Genomic DNA, 16,229 nt, shown 5'->3' with positions numbered 1-16,229 from the left:
AAACCTCCCATTGTGGAGGTTTTTTTCTTTCGAGACGTAGTTAACATATTTTCATGTGCTGTCGTTTTAAGATCACACATTTCATATTGAAAGCTAAAATGTTTTTGTTGAAAGTATGTATAATGAAATTCGAAAGAAAACGAAGGTTTGATGTACATTTGTAGAATTAAATAATTGAGCGGAAGATATAATATGAAATTTAGAAAAAGTGCCGTAGCTGTTGTTGTAATGACAGCACTTCTAGGTTGTTCAGAAGACAATTTAGATATCGGTGAAGACAATAATATTTATCCACCCAGAGCTACCGAGGTTTCGATACCTGCATTGAATGTTGGAGAAACAGCTGAAGGCTTATACACCTATTTCGACCCAAATCCTACTGCTAGGCCGGAAGGGGACACTAAGTATTCTTGGGTGAATCAAAACCAAGAAGTCCTTAGCTCTGAAAGAAGCTTACTATTGTTGAATGAATATGAAGGTCAGACTGTAAACTTTTGTGTGATACCAGTGGCTCAAGGTACCGTCAATAAAGTTGGTGAAGAGCAGTGTAGCAACACAAGGGTCGTTAACCCTCCTCTTGGTGAGCGACCTGAAGCGAGCAATGTAGTTATCGATAAAATGTCGCCAGCAATTGGTGATACACTAACGGGCTCTTACGATTATTTCCATCCTGAAGACACTCCTGAAGGTAATAGTGACATCGAATGGCAAGCTGATCTGCAGGCAATAGCAGGAGAGACTAAATCGACTTTATTGCTTACTGCGGCCAATTCTGAGAATAAATCTATTCGTTTTTGTGTAACGCCGAAAACCCAACAAAATGTGCCCATCATTGGTGATAGAGTTTGCTCAGAAGCTACGAATTTGATAGAGCCAGTACTGGGCTCTGCCCCTGAGGCGCGTAACGTTAAAGCTTTAGGTGAACCGTTTGTTGGCGCTGTAGTGACAGGTAGTTACGATTTTTATGACGAAGATAGAGATTTAGAAGGGGCTTCTACGTTTCAATGGAAGCGAGATAACACAGAAATTCAAGGGGCCGAGAATAAACAATATAGAGTACTCGATACGGATGATGGGACCCGATTGTCATTCTGTGTTACGCCGGTTTCAGCTACTGGATTACCAACAACAGGCAATGAGACATGTGCTCCAATGGATGAAGATATTTCCATTAAGATTGAAACTCCACCAACGGCATCAGGAGTTGGGTTTACAGGTCTACAGGAAGTGGGGCAAACTATTGTTGGTCAATATACCTATCACCAATTGGAGGATGCGCCTGAAGGAAACTCAACAGCATATTGGCAAGTTGGTGGCATTAAGCAAGATACTTGTTCTTCCGCTACCAATTGCGAGCTAACGGTAACAAAGGAACATCTTGGTAACTCTTTGTCGTTCTGTGTAGAGCCCAAAACCCTGCTTGGTACACCATCCGACACTAGTTTCTGCTCTCCAAATACCGATGCTATGGGTATAAAGTTAACGGGGACACTGGAGTATGACAAAGATCTTATTGCAATCGTTTACGGTTATAAAGAATCTGCTAGTACGGGTGATTGGATTGTGGCTATCGATAATCAATCTGGTCCCTCTGGTGATGGTGTCGGTACAGTTCAACACACGGGTAATATTTATACGATAGGGGTTAGGGACGACGTTACTGACTCAAATGGTAATGGTGTTATTGATGATTATGATTGGTTGACGGTTGGTGGGCAATCAGTTGATGCTCGTAACTTCATTGGTAAAGATGTTAAGTATTGTTTATCGACTGAGTATGGTGAGCGTTGTGCGTTCGGTGCTGAGGAAGAAGGCGTGACGGGAGGGCTTTACTTTGATAGCAACGATGCGACGAAGCGAGGGATCGAGCCTATTCGTGTGATGGAGATTGGGGCTTTAGCATATCATCGTCCTTTGACTGTTGCTGAAACACAACTTAAAGATCAGGCAAAAATGGGAGCACTAATTCCTAATGCACATGAAGCAGACATCATTAATGGAATTGAATGGGCGTTATTTAACCACATAGGTTTAGATACAAATCCAGAAATCGTAAAATCTTGTCGCAACCTCTACGCTGAAAGTGGCGATTGGTATTTACCTATGGGCACGCGCAGCACCAGCTATGACAATAACTTTTACGAAAACTCTGGAAATGCTGGGGTTCCTGAGTTTACCAATAACGTAGATGCGATGGTGGTTCTGACTAGTGAGATGGTTAGCTCAAATGGTGAGCCAGGTTACCAAATGGGTCCAGTAACAGGTTGGCCAGTGAGTACATCAGACAACGCTGGTATTGAACGTCGAATCTATACGAATGCAACGCGTCGAAATCAACCTGAGCACGCTCAACACGGTAACTTTTATGCGCTACGTTTTTATGCGGGACCAACCGGGAATACGCAAACATCGACTATAGAGACAGGAGGGTATGTCTCGTGTGTAAAAGTACGCTAATCAATGAGGAACTGGTTGACACTATCAACTGGGGCTGAACCGTTCTGATACTGGTTTAGGCTTTTAACTAAAATGCCCGATGTACTCCATTGGGCGTTTTGTGCTTTAAGGCGCTATAAGGCGTCATCTGATTATAGATATCTACCGATACCGTTAACACCTTTCTTGCCTGTCTTAAGTCGCTTTGGTTCTCTTAAGACGTATTCCATCTTTAAAATACGGCTTACCCTGTCTGTTACTGCATTTTGATAGCAGTCGTATCCATCGGTCATTGAGCATATTGCTAAATATTTTATGTGCAGGGCCGGATACCCCCTTGAGCAGTATTGTGAACTTCTTTAGGGGTGAAGGATAAGAGTTCTTTGCTACGGCGTTACTGTGGAGCTCTTGTTGGGGCCAGTTTCATTTATCCCGTTCGTATATTGTCATAGACATGATAGCAAACGATTTTTCTAGAGTAAGCATCTGTTTCTAAGCTGACATAGCCATCACCTCAGCAAGTAGAAAGGCACTTAATTTCATCAATCCATAGTTGCTCTGGTTTTTCTGGTGTGGCTATTTGTGATTTTGATCGCTGAAACAATATTAACGTTACTGGTAACATAATTATTAACGTTACCCGTAACGTTAATAATTACTCTAACTCGTACCAAATTACTTTTTCATCCTAACGGAAACAAGAAACTAAAAGGATACTTACCATGAAGGCAATGACAAAGACTTTGCTTACTGTTGCAGTTACCAGCCTGTTTTCCGCAACGACCCTCGCTGCAGATTTCAAACTGAAAATTCAATCTTCAGATCCATCGGGTGACCTGAACTACCAAGTTCAACAGAAGTGGGTTGAGCGCGTTGAGAAGATGTCTGATGGCCGAATCGAAATCGATCTTTTGCCGGTAGGTGCCGTGGTGAAGCATACCGAGACCCTGGGGGCAATCAAGATGGGGGTTCTGGACGGTCATGTAACGGCGACAGGTTATTTCTCCGGTAAAGATCCTGCCTTCGGTTTGATCGGTAACATGGTCGGTGCCTGGTCAGATACGACTCAATTGCTGCAATACATGAACTATGGCGGCGGTAACGAACTGATGACTGAGCTATATAAACCCTATGGTGTTCAGTTTGTTGGTGCTTCGACGACGGGCGTAGAGTCCTTTATCTCCAAAAAACCACTGAATGGTGTCGATGATCTAAAAGGTCTGAAACTTCGTGCTCCGGAAGGTTTGGTTCAGCAGGTTTTTGCAGCGGCGGGCGCTACACCGGTTAACTTGCCAGGCTCGGAAGTGTTTACTGGATTGAGTAAGGGCGTGATTGATGCTGCCGATTACACGGTTTTCTCCACTAACCAGAAAGCAGGGATGAATGACATTGCCACACATCCGGTTCAGCCTGGTTTCCACTCACTGCCATTGATTGATATCTCTATTTCGCAGAAAAAATGGGACAAGATGCCAGAAGATTTACAGACAATTCTTAAGACATCGGTACGTGATTTCTCATACGACATGACGACTCAGTTGAAGATTGCGGATCAGGCAGCGGTGAAAGAGGCGGCAGCCAATCCGAAAATCACTATTCACAACTGGTCTGATGAAGAGCGCAAGAAGTTCCGTGAAATCGCAAAAACACAATGGAAAGTCTTTGCGGATCGTTCTCCGAACGCACAAAAAGTTTATGACTCAGTAACCGTATTCTTAGAAACAAACGGTCTACTTTAATTCTTGTCGCTTGTGGGAGGGCTAGGCTCTCCCACCTTTCAATTTAGATAGTGATTGTCATGGATACAAAACCATCAAATAGCCCGCAGGGACACGATGAAGAACCAAGAAACCTTCTCGACAGAGCAGTGATTTGGTTAAGCAAGCTACTCAGCTGGTTGTTCATCTTTACCGTTCTTATCTCTTTTTACGAAGTCGTGATGCGATATGTGTTCAACGCTCCCACGACTTGGGTTCATGAAACCGCATCGTTTATCGGCGGCTCTCTCTTTATCATTGGCGGTATTTACGCCTTCGCGGCTAATAAGCATGTTCGTGTCGTACTTATCTATGACTCAGTCTCTAAGCAAACCAGAAAATACCTTAATTTAGTTCACCATATTGTTGGTCTTGCCTTTGCGGGCATGTTGGCTCACGCCTCTTATACCATGGCGAAAGAAGCGTGGTTTGCTCCTTGGGGAGAGCTTCGATTAGAAACGTCCGGTTCTGTTCTTAATGCGCCATATCCGGCGCTGCTTAAGGGGCTCATTTTTGTCGTGCTGTGTGTGCTGGTGGTTCAGTTTTCTCTGCACCTGATTCAAGAACTTATTGGTCTAAGGAAGAAAAACGATGTTTGATTTGTCTTCTATTGGCATCGCATGGGGTAGTTTGTTGATGCTGGCCATGATGATAGGTCTGTTATTAACGGGCATGCAACTTGCGTTTGTGACCGGTTTTGTCGCCATATTTTTTACCTATGCCTGGTTTGGTCCGGACGCGTTGCCCTTGATTGCCAGTCGTACCTACAGTTTCGCATCCGGTTATGTTTTCTTAGCGGTTCCCATGTTTGTTCTGATGGCGGCATTGCTGGATCGCTCAGGTATCGCTCGCGATCTGTTTGACGCAATGAAGTCTGTGGGCCGAAAAGTTCGCGGCGGCGTGGCTGTGCAAACCTTATTGGTTGCAGTATTGCTGGCTTCCATGTCTGGTGTTATCGGTGGAGAAACGGTTTTGCTGGGTATTCTGGCATTGCCTCAGATGCTTCGCCTTGGCTATGACCGTAAACTGGCGATTGGTACCACCTGTGCCGGTGGAGCTTTGGGCACGATGCTTCCTCCAAGTATCGTTCTGATTATCTATGGTATGACAGCAAGTGTTTCAATTGGCGATCTGTTTAAAGCCTCGTTTTTACCTGCTTTCATTCTTGCTGGATGTTATATCGGTTATGTATTGATCCGCTGTAAGCTGAATCCGGCATTGGCGCCGATTCCAAGCGATATGGGAGAAGAGGACGAGCCTAAGGTCAGCTACTTCAAGGCCCTGTTTTTCCCTTTGCTGTCCGTGGTTGTCGTTTTGGGCAGTATTTATACTGGCGTTGCGTCAGTAACAGAAGCCTCTGCTCTGGGTGTGGTTGGGATCATGATCAGCGCATTGATTCGTGGCGAACTGAATGTGAGCATGCTCAAAGAAAGTGCCATCGCGACGATGAAAACATGCGGAATGATCATGTGGATTGGCATCGGTGCGAGTGCGTTGGTGGGTATCTACAACCTGATGGGTGGTATCGATTTTGTTGAAGAGATGATTCTGGCGCTGAGTGGCGGTAGCCCTTTGGCAACACTGCTTATCATGATGGTGATACTACTGGTACTCGGGATGTTCCTCGACTGGGTGGGCGTTGCTTTGCTGACGATGCCGATCTTTGTGCCAATCATTACCTCTCTTGGCTATGACCCGGTTTGGTTTGGTGTGGTGTTCTGTCTGAATATGCAGGTATCCTTCCTGTCACCCCCGTTTGGTCCTGCGGCATTTTACCTTAAGTCTGTCGCACCGAAAGACATTAGCCTCGGTGAAATCTTTCACTCTCTATTACCGTTTATCGCCTTGCAAGTCCTGGTGTTAGGACTGGTTATCGCGTTCCCGGATATTGCAATGTGGTGGAAATAACTCACTGAGTCAAAATTGTTTCTCGTTTCGTCCCTCCCTTCGTTGGGAGGGCTAAGGTTGGTTTGCCCTATGAAAATAAAAAATGTATTAGTGATGGGTGTCTCTGGGTGTGGAAAAAGCTCTATCGGAGAGCGAATTGCCTCGGCCCTGGATCTACCTTTTCATGATGGTGATGACTTTCACCCTACTGAAAATGTAGAAAAAATGCGTTGTGGAATACCGCTTACCGATGACGATAGACAGGAGTGGCTGAATACCCTCAATCAGCTTTATGTTTCAAACCCGGGGTGTGTGATTGCCTGCTCCGCATTAAAACCCAGTTATCGTGACATATTACGTCGCGATAATGGAGATCTGACTATTGTCTATCTGAAAGGGAATTTTGACACCATAAGGGATCGCATGGAGCGGCGGATGAACCACTACTTTTCGGGTGAGTCGATGTTGAAAAGTCAGTTCGACACGCTAGTGGAACCCGACAACGACGAAGCCCTGATTGTAGATATCGACCAAAGCATAGAGGCGGTCGTAGCGAGTGCACTGGCACAAATCCGAGGGCTAGAGAACCAGACAATCTAAGAGATATGTACCAAACAACATGGGTATATTGATAACATTTTGATAAACTTCATTCAGATAATTAATTGAAAAGTGGCAACATTTAGTGATGGCAAATAAGAAGAAACGGCCAACTCTCCAAGATATCGCCGATCGAGTTGGTGTGACCAAAATGACAGTCAGTCGGGCGTTGAGAGACCCCTCGTTAGTGTCTGAGGCGGTCAGGGCCAAGATTGATCAGGTAACTGACGAGCTGGGTTATATCCCAAACCGTGCTCCAGATATGCTGGCTAATGCCAAAAGCAAAGTAATAGGCGTGTTGGTGCCATCCTTGACTAACCAGGTGTTTGCCGAAGTCATTCGTGGTATTGAATCTGTGACCTCACCGTCAGGATATCAGACTATGATTGCCCACTATGGCTACAGTGAACAACGCGAGCAGGAGAGTATCGAGTCGCTGCTTTCTTATAACGTTGACGGCATCATTCTGTCTGAAAATGTGCACACCGACAAAGCAAGAAAAATGTTGGAAACGGCGTCCATTCCTGTCGTGGAAATTATGGATTCCAGAACCCCTCAGATTGAGCAGGCGGTGGGTTTTGACAACCTTCAGGCATCAAAAGACATTACCGGGCACATGCTGAATAGAGGTCGCCGTAAAGTGGCCTATTTTGCTGCGCGAATGGATGCCCGTACACAACAAAAAATGGCTGGATACCGAGAAGCGATGCTGGAATGCGGCTACGAGCCCTTCACTTTACAAACGGAAGAAGCCTCCTCTTTCACGCTTGGCGCGGATTTACTGCAACGCCTGCTTAACGAACATCCTGATGCGGATGGCATTGTTTGTACCAATGATGATCTGGCCATCGGTGCTCTGTTTGAGTGTCAGCGTCTGGGAATTGAGGTACCTGCTCAGATTTCTATTGCCGGTTTTCATGGCCTGGACATTAGTCAGGCGATGGTTCCCAAATTGACGACGGTGGTGACGCCTCGTGAAGATATTGGCACCGTCGCTGCCCAGCAGTTGATCGCTCGACTACGTGGTGAAGACAATTGGCCGCCGAGTATTGATCTCGGATATCGTCTTCAGCTTGGAGACAGCTGAGGCCTTGCTCACTAGTCGTCACGTTCAGGCGCTTTTGCTCTTGCTTCGTGACCAGTTAATTCAATAAGGAATTTACCTGTGTCAGTATTTCCAGAAGATTTTCTCTGGGGTGGTGCCATTGCTGCGAATCAGGCCGAAGGCGGCTATTTAGAAGGTGGCAAAGGGCTGACCACTGTCGATATGATCCCTTATGGTGACAATCGTATGCCGATCAAACTTGGCTTGCGTGAACAAGTGACACTTGATGAATCGGAGTTCTATCCGAGTCATACCGCCATTGATTTTTACCATCGCTACAAAGAAGACATTGCTTTGTTGGCAGAGATGGGAATTAAAGTGTTTCGAACTTCCATTGCCTGGGCAAGAATTTTTCCAAAAGGCGATGAGTTAGAGCCGAATCAACAGGGAATAGCATACTATCAGGACATGTTTCGTGAATGTCATAAGTATGGTATCGAACCACTGGTGACCTTGTGCCACTTTGATGTGCCAATGCATTTGGTCAATACCTATGGCTCATGGCGCAGCCGTGAAATGATAGGTTTCTTTGAGCGTTACGCTCGAACCTGCTTTGAAGCTTTTGATGGTCTGGTGAAATATTGGCTCACATTCAATGAAATCAATATTTTACTGGCGAGTCCGTTCTCTGGCGCGGGTCTTCTGTTCAAACCGGACGAAAATAAAGATCAGGTAAAGTATCAAGCAGCGCATCATGAGTTGGTAGCGAGTGCTCTTGTGACCAAAATTGCCCATGAGATTAATCCCGAGAACCAAGTGGGTTGTATGCTAGCGGGAGGTAATTTCTATCCTTATTCGTGTAAACCGGAAGACGTCAAAATGGCGCTTGATAAGGATCGTGAGAACCTGTTTTTTATTGATGTCCAAGCCAGAGGCTATTATCCCTCATATGCACAGAGGACCTTTCGTGACAAAGGGGTGGAACTAGAGATCCACGATGGGGACTTAGAGATTCTCAAAAACACAGTGGACTTTATTTCCTTTAGTTATTACGCCTCACGCTGTGCTTCGGCTGATATGAACAATGGCAACACCAGTGAAGCCAATGTAGTGAAATCAATTCGCAATCCTCACCTTGAGGCCAGCGACTGGGGGTGGGTAATTGACCCTATGGGTCTGCGCATCACCATGAACACTCTCTATGATCGTTATCAAAAGCCACTGTTTCTGGTGGAGAATGGCTTAGGAGCCAAAGATGAGGTGGAAGAAAATGGCCGAGTCAATGACGACTACCGAATTGACTACCTGAGGGCGCACATTGAGGCGATGGGGGACGCGATTGAGGATGGTGTACCTCTCATGGGATTTACTCCATGGGGATGCATCGATTTGGTGGCGGCCTCCACGGGTGAGATGAGCAAGCGCTACGGTTTCATTTATGTGGACCTGGATGATTCGGGAAAAGGATCGTTGGCGCGAACACCTAAAAAGTCCTTCTACTGGTACAAGAAAGTCATAGAATCGAATGGCGAAGACTTACGATAAGGCATATTTTTTTGCCTTCATGACCTAAAGGATGCAGTTATGCATCCTTTTTTTTATCGGTACGTTGTTGAAGGAAGCCTAAAGAACGAAACAATATGTTAATTTGGTTGCAGAATGTAACCGCTCATCTTGTACATATCGATGTGACCATGTGTTAATTTTGTTAATAAGCGTAGAAATTAGCAAAAAGCTCGGAGTTTTTGACAAGTAATTCATGAACACTCAAAATACACTGCCTGCCATTGTAGTAGTCCAGTCGTGTTTTACGGCTGGGAAGAGATTGAGGAACACACATGTTTACAGCAACAGATGTGCTAAAAACGGAGTTTGTCGAGCAGCCGCTTGAACAACTCTGGTCACTGATCTCTCCACTCTATATGGTGGATGAGTCTCAATGGTTGAAACAGCTTTTACCTCTGGCTACGCCGCAAGGCGACGAAGCCCAGCAAATCCCACAGAAAACCACACAGCTGATTGAAGCCATTCGAGCCGACAAAAATGCGATTCAAATGATTGACGCATTATTGCTGGAATACAGCCTGGATACTCAGGAAGGCATTCTTTTGATGTGTCTGGCTGAAGCATTAATGCGTATCCCGGATGCAGCAACCGCAGACGCGCTGATTCGCGATAAACTGAGCGTAGCGGACTGGAAATCACACCTTAAGAATTCTGATTCTGTGTTTGTAAATGCGTCAACATGGGGTCTAATGCTGACGGGTAAAGTTGTCGGGCTTGCTGAGTCTGAATCACAAAGCCCAGCCAAAGCGGTTAATCGTTTAGTCAACAAATTCTCAGAACCTGTGATTCGCAAAGCCATGTATCAGGCGATGAAGATCATGGGTCATCAGTTCGTTTTAGGTCGTAGCATTGGCGAAGCTCAGAAGAATGGTAAAAAGATGCGTGATCGCGGTTTTACCTACTCTTATGACATGCTGGGTGAAGCGGCGCTAACCAAATCTGATGCCGACAAGTATTTCAAAGATTACCTGATGGCGATCGAAGCGGTCGGTAGCGATAAATATGGTTTGGATACCAGCCCTGCGCCGTCGGTTTCAATCAAGCTGTCTGCACTTCACCCTCGCTACGAAGTGGCCAACGAACAGCGTGTACTCACAGAACTCTGCGAAACGTTAACTCAGCTTCTCACTCGAGCTCGTGAGCTGGATGTGGCGATCACCATTGATGCAGAAGAAGCGGATCGCCTTGAGCTTTCTTTGAAACTGTTTGAAAAAGTATACCGAAGCGATGTGGCGAAGGGCTGGGGTAAGTTTGGTCTGGTTATTCAAGCTTATTCTAAGCGCGCACTTCCCGTTTTGGTTTGGGTTAACGGTCTGGCGAAACAGCAGGGTGATCTGATCCCACTTCGCCTGGTTAAAGGGGCCTATTGGGACAGTGAAATCAAGTGGTCCCAGCAAGCGGGTTATGACGGCTATCCGGTTTATACTCGCAAAGAAGCGACCGATGTTGCTTATTTAGCCTGTGCTCGATTCCTATTGAGCGACAACGTCCGTGGCAATATCTTCCCGCAGTTTGCTAGCCATAACGCACACACGGTAACGGCCATTGCCACCATGGCTCAGCATACGGACTATGAGTTCCAGCGCCTGCATGGTATGGGTGACTCCCTGTATGATCACGTAATGGACACCTATAAGCAGCCTGTGCGTATCTACGCACCGGTTGGCAGCCATAAAGACTTGCTGCCATACCTAGTGCGTCGTCTATTGGAGAACGGTGCGAACAGCAGTTTTGTGCACCGTCTTGTTGATGCGCGTTGTCCTGTTGACAGTTTGACTGTCCACCCTGTAGACGCACTGCTGTCAAACGACACGCTACACAATGCCAACATTGATCTGCCACCCGCCATTTTTGCTGATCGTAAAAACTCCATTGGTGTTAATGTCGATATTGAAAGCGAAGTGAAAGACTACGAACACAAAGTTGACGTTTTCCGTGCTAAACAATGGCAAGGTGCACCGATCATTAATGGTCAATCGCAATACGAAAGCATGATCAAGGAAGGTGCCGGCGTTGATACGATCACCGCGCCTTACGATCGCCGTATTGTCGTGGGTCAGGTTGCTATGGCTAACCTTGATCATGTTTCCGAAGCTATCCGTGTGGCTGAACAAGGTTTCACTAAGTGGTCAAAGACGCCATACGCAGAGCGTGGTCAGTGCTTACTTACATTGGCAGACAAGCTAGAAGAAAATCTACATGAGTTGGTGGCGATTTGTCATCAGGAAGCGGGCAAGACTATTCACGACAGCATTGATGAAGTGCGTGAAGCGGTGGATTTCTGTCGTTACTATGCCAATCAGCCGCATATCTTTGAAACGCAATCCGTCCTTGGCTTTGATGGCCAGGCAAAAACACTGACGCGCGGCGGTCGGGGAGTGTTTGTTTGTATCAGCCCGTGGAACTTCCCACTGGCGATTTTCCTGGGTCAGGTCACAGCAGCACTTGTTGCAGGTAACACCGTTGTGGCCAAGCCTGCGGAGCAAACCTCTCTTATTGCAGTACGTGCCGTTGAGCTCATGCTTGAATCAGGCTTCCCTGCCGATGCGATTCAACTTATCACAGGACGCGGTGCCGATGTTGGGCAGGCGTTAACGTCTCACGCAGCTATTGCGGGTGTTGCCTTTACCGGTTCGACACCAACAGCACAACGCATCAATAGCACACTCGCGGCACGTCAAGTGGCGCCAGTGCCATTTATCGCCGAAACCGGTGGTCAGAATGCGATGATTGTTGACTCTACCGCACTGCCTGAGCAGGTGGTTCGAGACGTAGTTCGCTCTGCATTCGCATCTGCTGGACAGCGCTGTTCTGCTCTGCGTGTTCTGTTTATTCAAGAAGACATTGCCGAGCGCGTTATCAACCTGATTCAAGGTGCCATGGATGAGCTTAAAGTCGGCTTGCCATATTTGCATGCCACCGATGTGGGCCCAGTGATCGATGCTAATGCCAAGCAGAAGCTGGTCAGTCACATTGAAGCCATGACCAAGCAAGGCAAAAAAGTTGCTCAGTTGACGCTCGACAGCGAGTGTGAGCAGGGTGATTTTGTCTCACCGTGTGCCTTTGAAATCTCGGATATCTCCGTTCTTACTGAAGAACACTTTGGTCCAATCCTACATATTGTGCGCTTTAAAGCGTCTGAGTTACCGAAGGTGGTAGAAAGTATTAACGCGACAGGCTTTGGCTTGACGCTGGGCGTACACAGCCGTAACGAATCCACTTATGAGTGGATTGAGAAACACGCTCGAGTGGGGAACTGCTACATCAACCGTGACCAAGTCGGTGCTGTGGTGGGTGTTCAACCATTTGGTGGGCAGGGTCTCTCTGGTACTGGACCAAAAGCAGGTGGTCCTCATTACCTCTACCGCTTTACTGATGTCATCAACGCCAATGCTAACCAAGTGGCGAAATAAGGAGAATAATCATGGTCAATAACGCAACTATTTTCTCCGATGTTTTGACGGCGTGGGAAGGCTGGAATCTTACTGATTTTGCAGAGCAGCGTGAGTGCTTACTTTCTGCACAGTGTAGTATGAATGAGCTAAACGCAACGCTTGCTAGTGTGATGGCATTTCATATCCAACAAGCCAATGTGCTGTTAGCCAATCCACATGTGATGCCAGGTCCTACGGGTGAAACCAATGAGCTATATGCGGCTGGACGTGGTGTGGTTTTAGTGGTTCTGGAAAGTGAAGCTGCTGAAGCCAAGATTGCGGCGATGGCACAGATCACTGCGGCACTTATCGCGGGTAATGGCGTCATTATCTGCTCTGGCAATGACAAGTTTAATCAAATTTTAAAATCGGCAGTCGAGCGTTCTCAACTGCCTACCAACCTGGTTCAGTTTGTGGCTTTAGAAGAAGCAGCAACCTTCATCGATTTTGATGTGCGTGTTGTGGGTCTTGTAGGCTCTGAAGAAACAGAATGGCAGGTTAACCATCAACTGGCTAATCGCGATGGAGCGATAGGTTTGTTGGTGTCTGAAACGGATCTGGCGTCACTACCGACGTCACACGATCCGAATCTAGTGTTGAGGTTCATAACGGAAAGAACAAGAACCATCAACATCACAGCAGTGGGGGGCAACGCTACTTTGCTTGAGCTAGGTAGCTAGTGGCGTAAGACCACGGAACCCTACCAGCCTCTGACATATTGCTTATGTTGGAGGCTGTATTCTAGGATGAGGAAATAATAATGATTCAAAATAGCTTTGCTATTACGACAACTTTCATCGCCTATTTGGCGGTAATGCTCGCTATCGGTGTGATTGCTTATAAACGCACGTCCAGTTCGAGCGACTACTTTCTAGGCGGACGTTCTCTGGGCCCTTGGCCAGCGGCGCTTTCCGCCGGTGCATCAGACATGAGTGGCTGGTTGTTGCTCGGCTTACCAGGCTATGCTTATGCAGCAGGTATTGAAGCCATTTGGCTTGCAGCCGGTCTTTTAGTAGGCACCTGGTTAAACTGGCTCCTATGTGCAAAAAGACTCCGTACATACAGTATTACTACTGACGCTCTGACCCTACCGGAATACTTGTCTCGTCGTTTTAACGACAATTCTAAAGTGATTCAGGTGGTTTCTGCGTTCTTCATTTTGCTTTTCTTCCTTTTCTATACCAGTTCTGGTCTGGTTGCGGGTGGTAAACTGTTCGAAACGGTGTTTGGTCTGGATTACTCGATCGCGGTGATTGTGGGCACGATTTGTGTGGTGTCATACACCCTGTTTGGTGGCTTCCTCGCGGTGTCATGGACTGACCTTGTGCAAGGTTTGCTAATGGCTGCTGCACTGATGATCGTACCGATAATTGGCTTGCAGGGTGGTTTGGGTCAGCTGGCAACAGATCTGCATGCGATTAACCCTGAACTGCTGACACTTTGGAATGACGCAAAAGGTCAGCCTTTGTCTGCTATCGCTATCATTTCATTGGTTGCATGGGGTCTGGGCTACTTTGGCCAGCCTCACATTCTGGCGCGATTTAAAGCGTCTCGTACTAACAAAGATCTGACGACGGCACGCCGAATTGCAGTGGTTTGGACTGGGCTGTCTATGGCTGGTGCGATGCTGGTCGGTGTGGTCGGTCTGGTATACATCACCAACACTGGCGGTGACGTATTGGCTGATGGTGAGAAGATCTTCATGTTGTTGGTGAATGCACTGTTCCACCCGGTTATTGCAGGTATTCTATTGGCAGCCATTCTAGCGGCTATTATGAGTACCGCGGACTCTCAGTTATTGGTTTCCTCTTCTGCTCTGGCGGAAGACTTCTACAAGCAAATCATTAACAAAGAGGCGACCTCAGAGCAAGTGGTGATGGTAGGCCGTGCTGGTGTTATTCTGCTTTCTGTTGTCGCTCTCGTGCTGGCAATGACACCTGACAGCTCCGTCCTTGGTCTTGTCTCATATGCTTGGGCTGGCTTCGGCGCAGCGTTTGGTCCTGCAATCCTACTCAGCCTGTACTGGTCAGGCATGAACCGTAACGGTGCGATTGCCGGTATCATCCTTGGTGGTGTGACAATCGTAATCTGGAAGCAGCTGACTGGTGGAATCTTCGACGTCTACGAGATTGTTCCTGGATTTATTCTGTCAACATTAGCCATTGTGTTGGTGAGCACTATGACTGGCGGTCCGGAAAAAGCGGTACAAGATCAGCATGAAACCTTTGAGAAGAACCTGGTTGAGTTAGACTAGTCTCTGATCTTGTTTTGATAATATAAAGCCTCGAACTCTGTTCGGGGTTTTTTTATGCCTTGTTGGCTGACTCATATTCAACTTCGTTAAAAGCCGATTTTATCAGTACGCATAGTTGCCACTGATATTAATTTTCGAAAGCAGGTTACCAAAAGTTAACTACTTGAAGTCTTTCAGGCATCGCTTCACAATCAATGGCTCTGTAACACAACATGTCCTGAGGATTGAGTATGTCTACTTCGCTAAAACTTAAAGCAGGTGATGCGTTCCCATCACTTCAAGCAACGTTGTTAGATGGTTCATTAGTAGCGCTAGGTGAGCCGAAAAGTGGCGCTACCTGGCAGGCAGTTTTCGTCTATCGGGGTAAGCATTGCCCGCTGTGCACCAGATACCTGAATGAACTGGAATCATACAAGAAAGCTTTTGCTGATGCGGGCGTGGACATATTGGCTGTGTCTGGAGACTCAAAAGATCAACTGGAAATGCACCTTGAGAAGTTAGATGTGAGTTTCCCTTTGGCTTATGGTTTAACGGAAGAACAGATGAAGCAGTTAGGATTATACATTTCGCTACCTCGTTCAGAACAGGAGACTGACCACAACTTTGCCGAGCCTGGGTTATTTGTGGTTAACGAACATGGCAACTTGCATGTTGTGGACATCTCTAACAATCCGTTTGTAAGGCCTGAACTCGGAGCATTAACTCGAGGTCTTGCTTGGATCAGAGATCCAAATAACCACTATCCTATTCGCGGCACATTGAACTACTAGTCTTCTAATGACAGTGACGGGAGCGCAATCGCTCCCTTTTGTCGGTGTTTATTCCCGAATCTGAATATCGTAAGTTTCAGACCAAACACGCAGGTCATCGAGAATCTTGAGAGCGCTGCGACCAAACTCTGTTAGCTCGTAGCTCACCGCTATAGGCCTATCACTAATGACCTTACGCTCAACCATGCCTTCTAGTTCCAATTCTTTGAGTCGTTGGTCGACCATTTTTTTACTCGCTCCGCCCAATAAACGTGTCAGATCGTTAAAGCGTACCGGGCCATCTTTCAAATGATAGATGATAGAGCCTTTCCACTTTCCGCCGATAAGTCGCATACCTTTTTCAATGGCGCAAGGCTCGCTGCAGACATTTTCGACCGATTTTCTTCCGCGGCTATCAATCTTTATTTGGCTTTCCACAATACGGCTCCTAGGTCACTAAATGGTAACTGGTTGAAACAAAAATACAGGTCACCATATTAT

12 protein-coding genes are annotated in these 16,229 nt (G+C 46.6%); 11 read left to right on the top strand and 1 reads right to left on the bottom strand.

The annotated features are described in order from the left end of the window. Nucleotides 1-192 precede the first annotated feature (192 nt). The 11 genes from C4S60_RS17360 to C4S60_RS17310 all read left to right on the top strand — a co-directional run bounded on the left by C4S60_RS17360 (nucleotide 193) and on the right by C4S60_RS17310 (nucleotide 15,749). Nucleotides 193-2,457 carry a hypothetical protein gene (locus tag C4S60_RS17360; RefSeq protein WP_103881628.1) on the top strand — a complete coding sequence of 755 codons (2,265 nt, stop codon included), beginning with the start codon at nucleotides 193-195 and terminating at the stop codon, nucleotides 2,455-2,457. 701 nt (nucleotides 2,458-3,158) lie between these two features. Beyond that, entirely contained in the window at nucleotides 3,159-4,175 is a 1,017-nt protein-coding gene (locus tag C4S60_RS17355) for a TRAP transporter substrate-binding protein (protein WP_103881627.1), read from the top strand. Nucleotides 4,176-4,234: 59 nt separating this feature from the next. Then, nucleotides 4,235-4,792, top strand: a complete 558-nt coding sequence (locus tag C4S60_RS17350; protein WP_103881626.1) for a TRAP transporter small permease subunit — start codon at nucleotides 4,235-4,237, stop codon at nucleotides 4,790-4,792. Further along, the gene (locus C4S60_RS17345) at nucleotides 4,785-6,101 is read left to right on the top strand and encodes a TRAP transporter large permease (RefSeq protein ID WP_103881625.1); all 1,317 of its coding nucleotides are present in this window, start codon (nucleotides 4,785-4,787) and stop codon (nucleotides 6,099-6,101) included. The genes C4S60_RS17350 and C4S60_RS17345 overlap by 8 nt, the downstream gene beginning before the upstream one ends. 69 nt (nucleotides 6,102-6,170) lie before the next feature. Beyond that, the gene (locus tag C4S60_RS17340; RefSeq protein ID WP_103881624.1) at nucleotides 6,171-6,680 is read left to right on the top strand and encodes a gluconokinase; all 510 of its coding nucleotides are present in this window, start codon (nucleotides 6,171-6,173) and stop codon (nucleotides 6,678-6,680) included. Between the two features lie 88 nt (nucleotides 6,681-6,768). Then, a complete protein-coding gene (gntR, locus tag C4S60_RS17335; RefSeq protein WP_103881623.1) occupies nucleotides 6,769-7,767 on the top strand; it encodes a gluconate operon transcriptional repressor GntR in 999 nt (332 codons plus the stop codon). A gap of 78 nt (nucleotides 7,768-7,845) precedes the next feature. Beyond that, nucleotides 7,846-9,270 (top strand): 6-phospho-beta-glucosidase, encoded by a 1,425-nt coding sequence (gene ascB, locus C4S60_RS17330; protein ID WP_103881622.1) that lies wholly within the window; start codon nucleotides 7,846-7,848, stop codon nucleotides 9,268-9,270. A 293-nt stretch (nucleotides 9,271-9,563) separates the two neighbouring features. Continuing rightward, nucleotides 9,564-12,704 carry a bifunctional proline dehydrogenase/L-glutamate gamma-semialdehyde dehydrogenase PutA gene (gene putA / locus C4S60_RS17325; RefSeq protein ID WP_103881621.1) on the top strand — a complete coding sequence of 1,047 codons (3,141 nt, stop codon included), beginning with the start codon at nucleotides 9,564-9,566 and terminating at the stop codon, nucleotides 12,702-12,704. An 11-nt stretch (nucleotides 12,705-12,715) separates the two neighbouring features. After that, nucleotides 12,716-13,405, top strand: coding sequence for a 1-pyrroline-5-carboxylate dehydrogenase (locus C4S60_RS17320; protein ID WP_103881620.1), 690 nt, complete (start codon nucleotides 12,716-12,718; stop codon nucleotides 13,403-13,405). 80 nt (nucleotides 13,406-13,485) lie between these two features. After that, nucleotides 13,486-14,979 carry a sodium/proline symporter PutP gene (putP, locus tag C4S60_RS17315; protein WP_103881619.1) on the top strand — a complete coding sequence of 498 codons (1,494 nt, stop codon included), beginning with the start codon at nucleotides 13,486-13,488 and terminating at the stop codon, nucleotides 14,977-14,979. A gap of 230 nt (nucleotides 14,980-15,209) precedes the next feature. Continuing rightward, nucleotides 15,210-15,749: a redoxin domain-containing protein gene (locus C4S60_RS17310; RefSeq protein ID WP_103881618.1), complete on the top strand. Its 540-nt coding sequence runs from the start codon at nucleotides 15,210-15,212 to the stop codon at nucleotides 15,747-15,749. 48 nt (nucleotides 15,750-15,797) lie between these two features. On the opposite strand, the gene C4S60_RS17305 is transcribed toward C4S60_RS17310, so the two are convergent. Further along, entirely contained in the window at nucleotides 15,798-16,166 is a 369-nt protein-coding gene (locus C4S60_RS17305; protein WP_103881617.1) for a winged helix-turn-helix transcriptional regulator, read from the bottom strand. Nucleotides 16,167-16,229 lie beyond the last annotated feature (63 nt).

Origin of the sequence: Vibrio hangzhouensis (genome assembly GCF_900107935.1) — a bacterium.
In the GTDB taxonomy this organism is placed as follows: Bacteria; Pseudomonadota; Gammaproteobacteria; order Enterobacterales; family Vibrionaceae; genus Vibrio; species Vibrio hangzhouensis.
This window is presented reverse-complemented; position numbering and strand designations above follow the sequence as displayed.

Excerpts from the sequence above, each read along its gene's own strand:
- gntR (WP_103881623.1), top strand. The coding sequence starts at position 6,769 with ATGGCAAATAAGAAGAAACGGCCAACTCTCCAAGATATCGCCGATCGA.
- putP (WP_103881619.1), top strand. The coding sequence starts at position 13,486 with ATGATTCAAAATAGCTTTGCTATTACGACAACTTTCATCGCCTATTTG.
- C4S60_RS17350 (WP_103881626.1), top strand. The coding sequence starts at position 4,235 with ATGGATACAAAACCATCAAATAGCCCGCAGGGACACGATGAAGAACCA.
- C4S60_RS17360 (WP_103881628.1), top strand. The coding sequence starts at position 193 with ATGAAATTTAGAAAAAGTGCCGTAGCTGTTGTTGTAATGACAGCACTT.
- putA (WP_103881621.1), top strand. The coding sequence starts at position 9,564 with ATGTTTACAGCAACAGATGTGCTAAAAACGGAGTTTGTCGAGCAGCCG.
- C4S60_RS17345 (WP_103881625.1), top strand. The coding sequence starts at position 4,785 with ATGTTTGATTTGTCTTCTATTGGCATCGCATGGGGTAGTTTGTTGATG.
- C4S60_RS17310 (WP_103881618.1), top strand. The coding sequence starts at position 15,210 with ATGTCTACTTCGCTAAAACTTAAAGCAGGTGATGCGTTCCCATCACTT.
- C4S60_RS17340 (WP_103881624.1), top strand. The coding sequence starts at position 6,171 with ATGAAAATAAAAAATGTATTAGTGATGGGTGTCTCTGGGTGTGGAAAA.
- C4S60_RS17320 (WP_103881620.1), top strand. The coding sequence starts at position 12,716 with ATGGTCAATAACGCAACTATTTTCTCCGATGTTTTGACGGCGTGGGAA.
- C4S60_RS17355 (WP_103881627.1), top strand. The coding sequence starts at position 3,159 with ATGAAGGCAATGACAAAGACTTTGCTTACTGTTGCAGTTACCAGCCTG.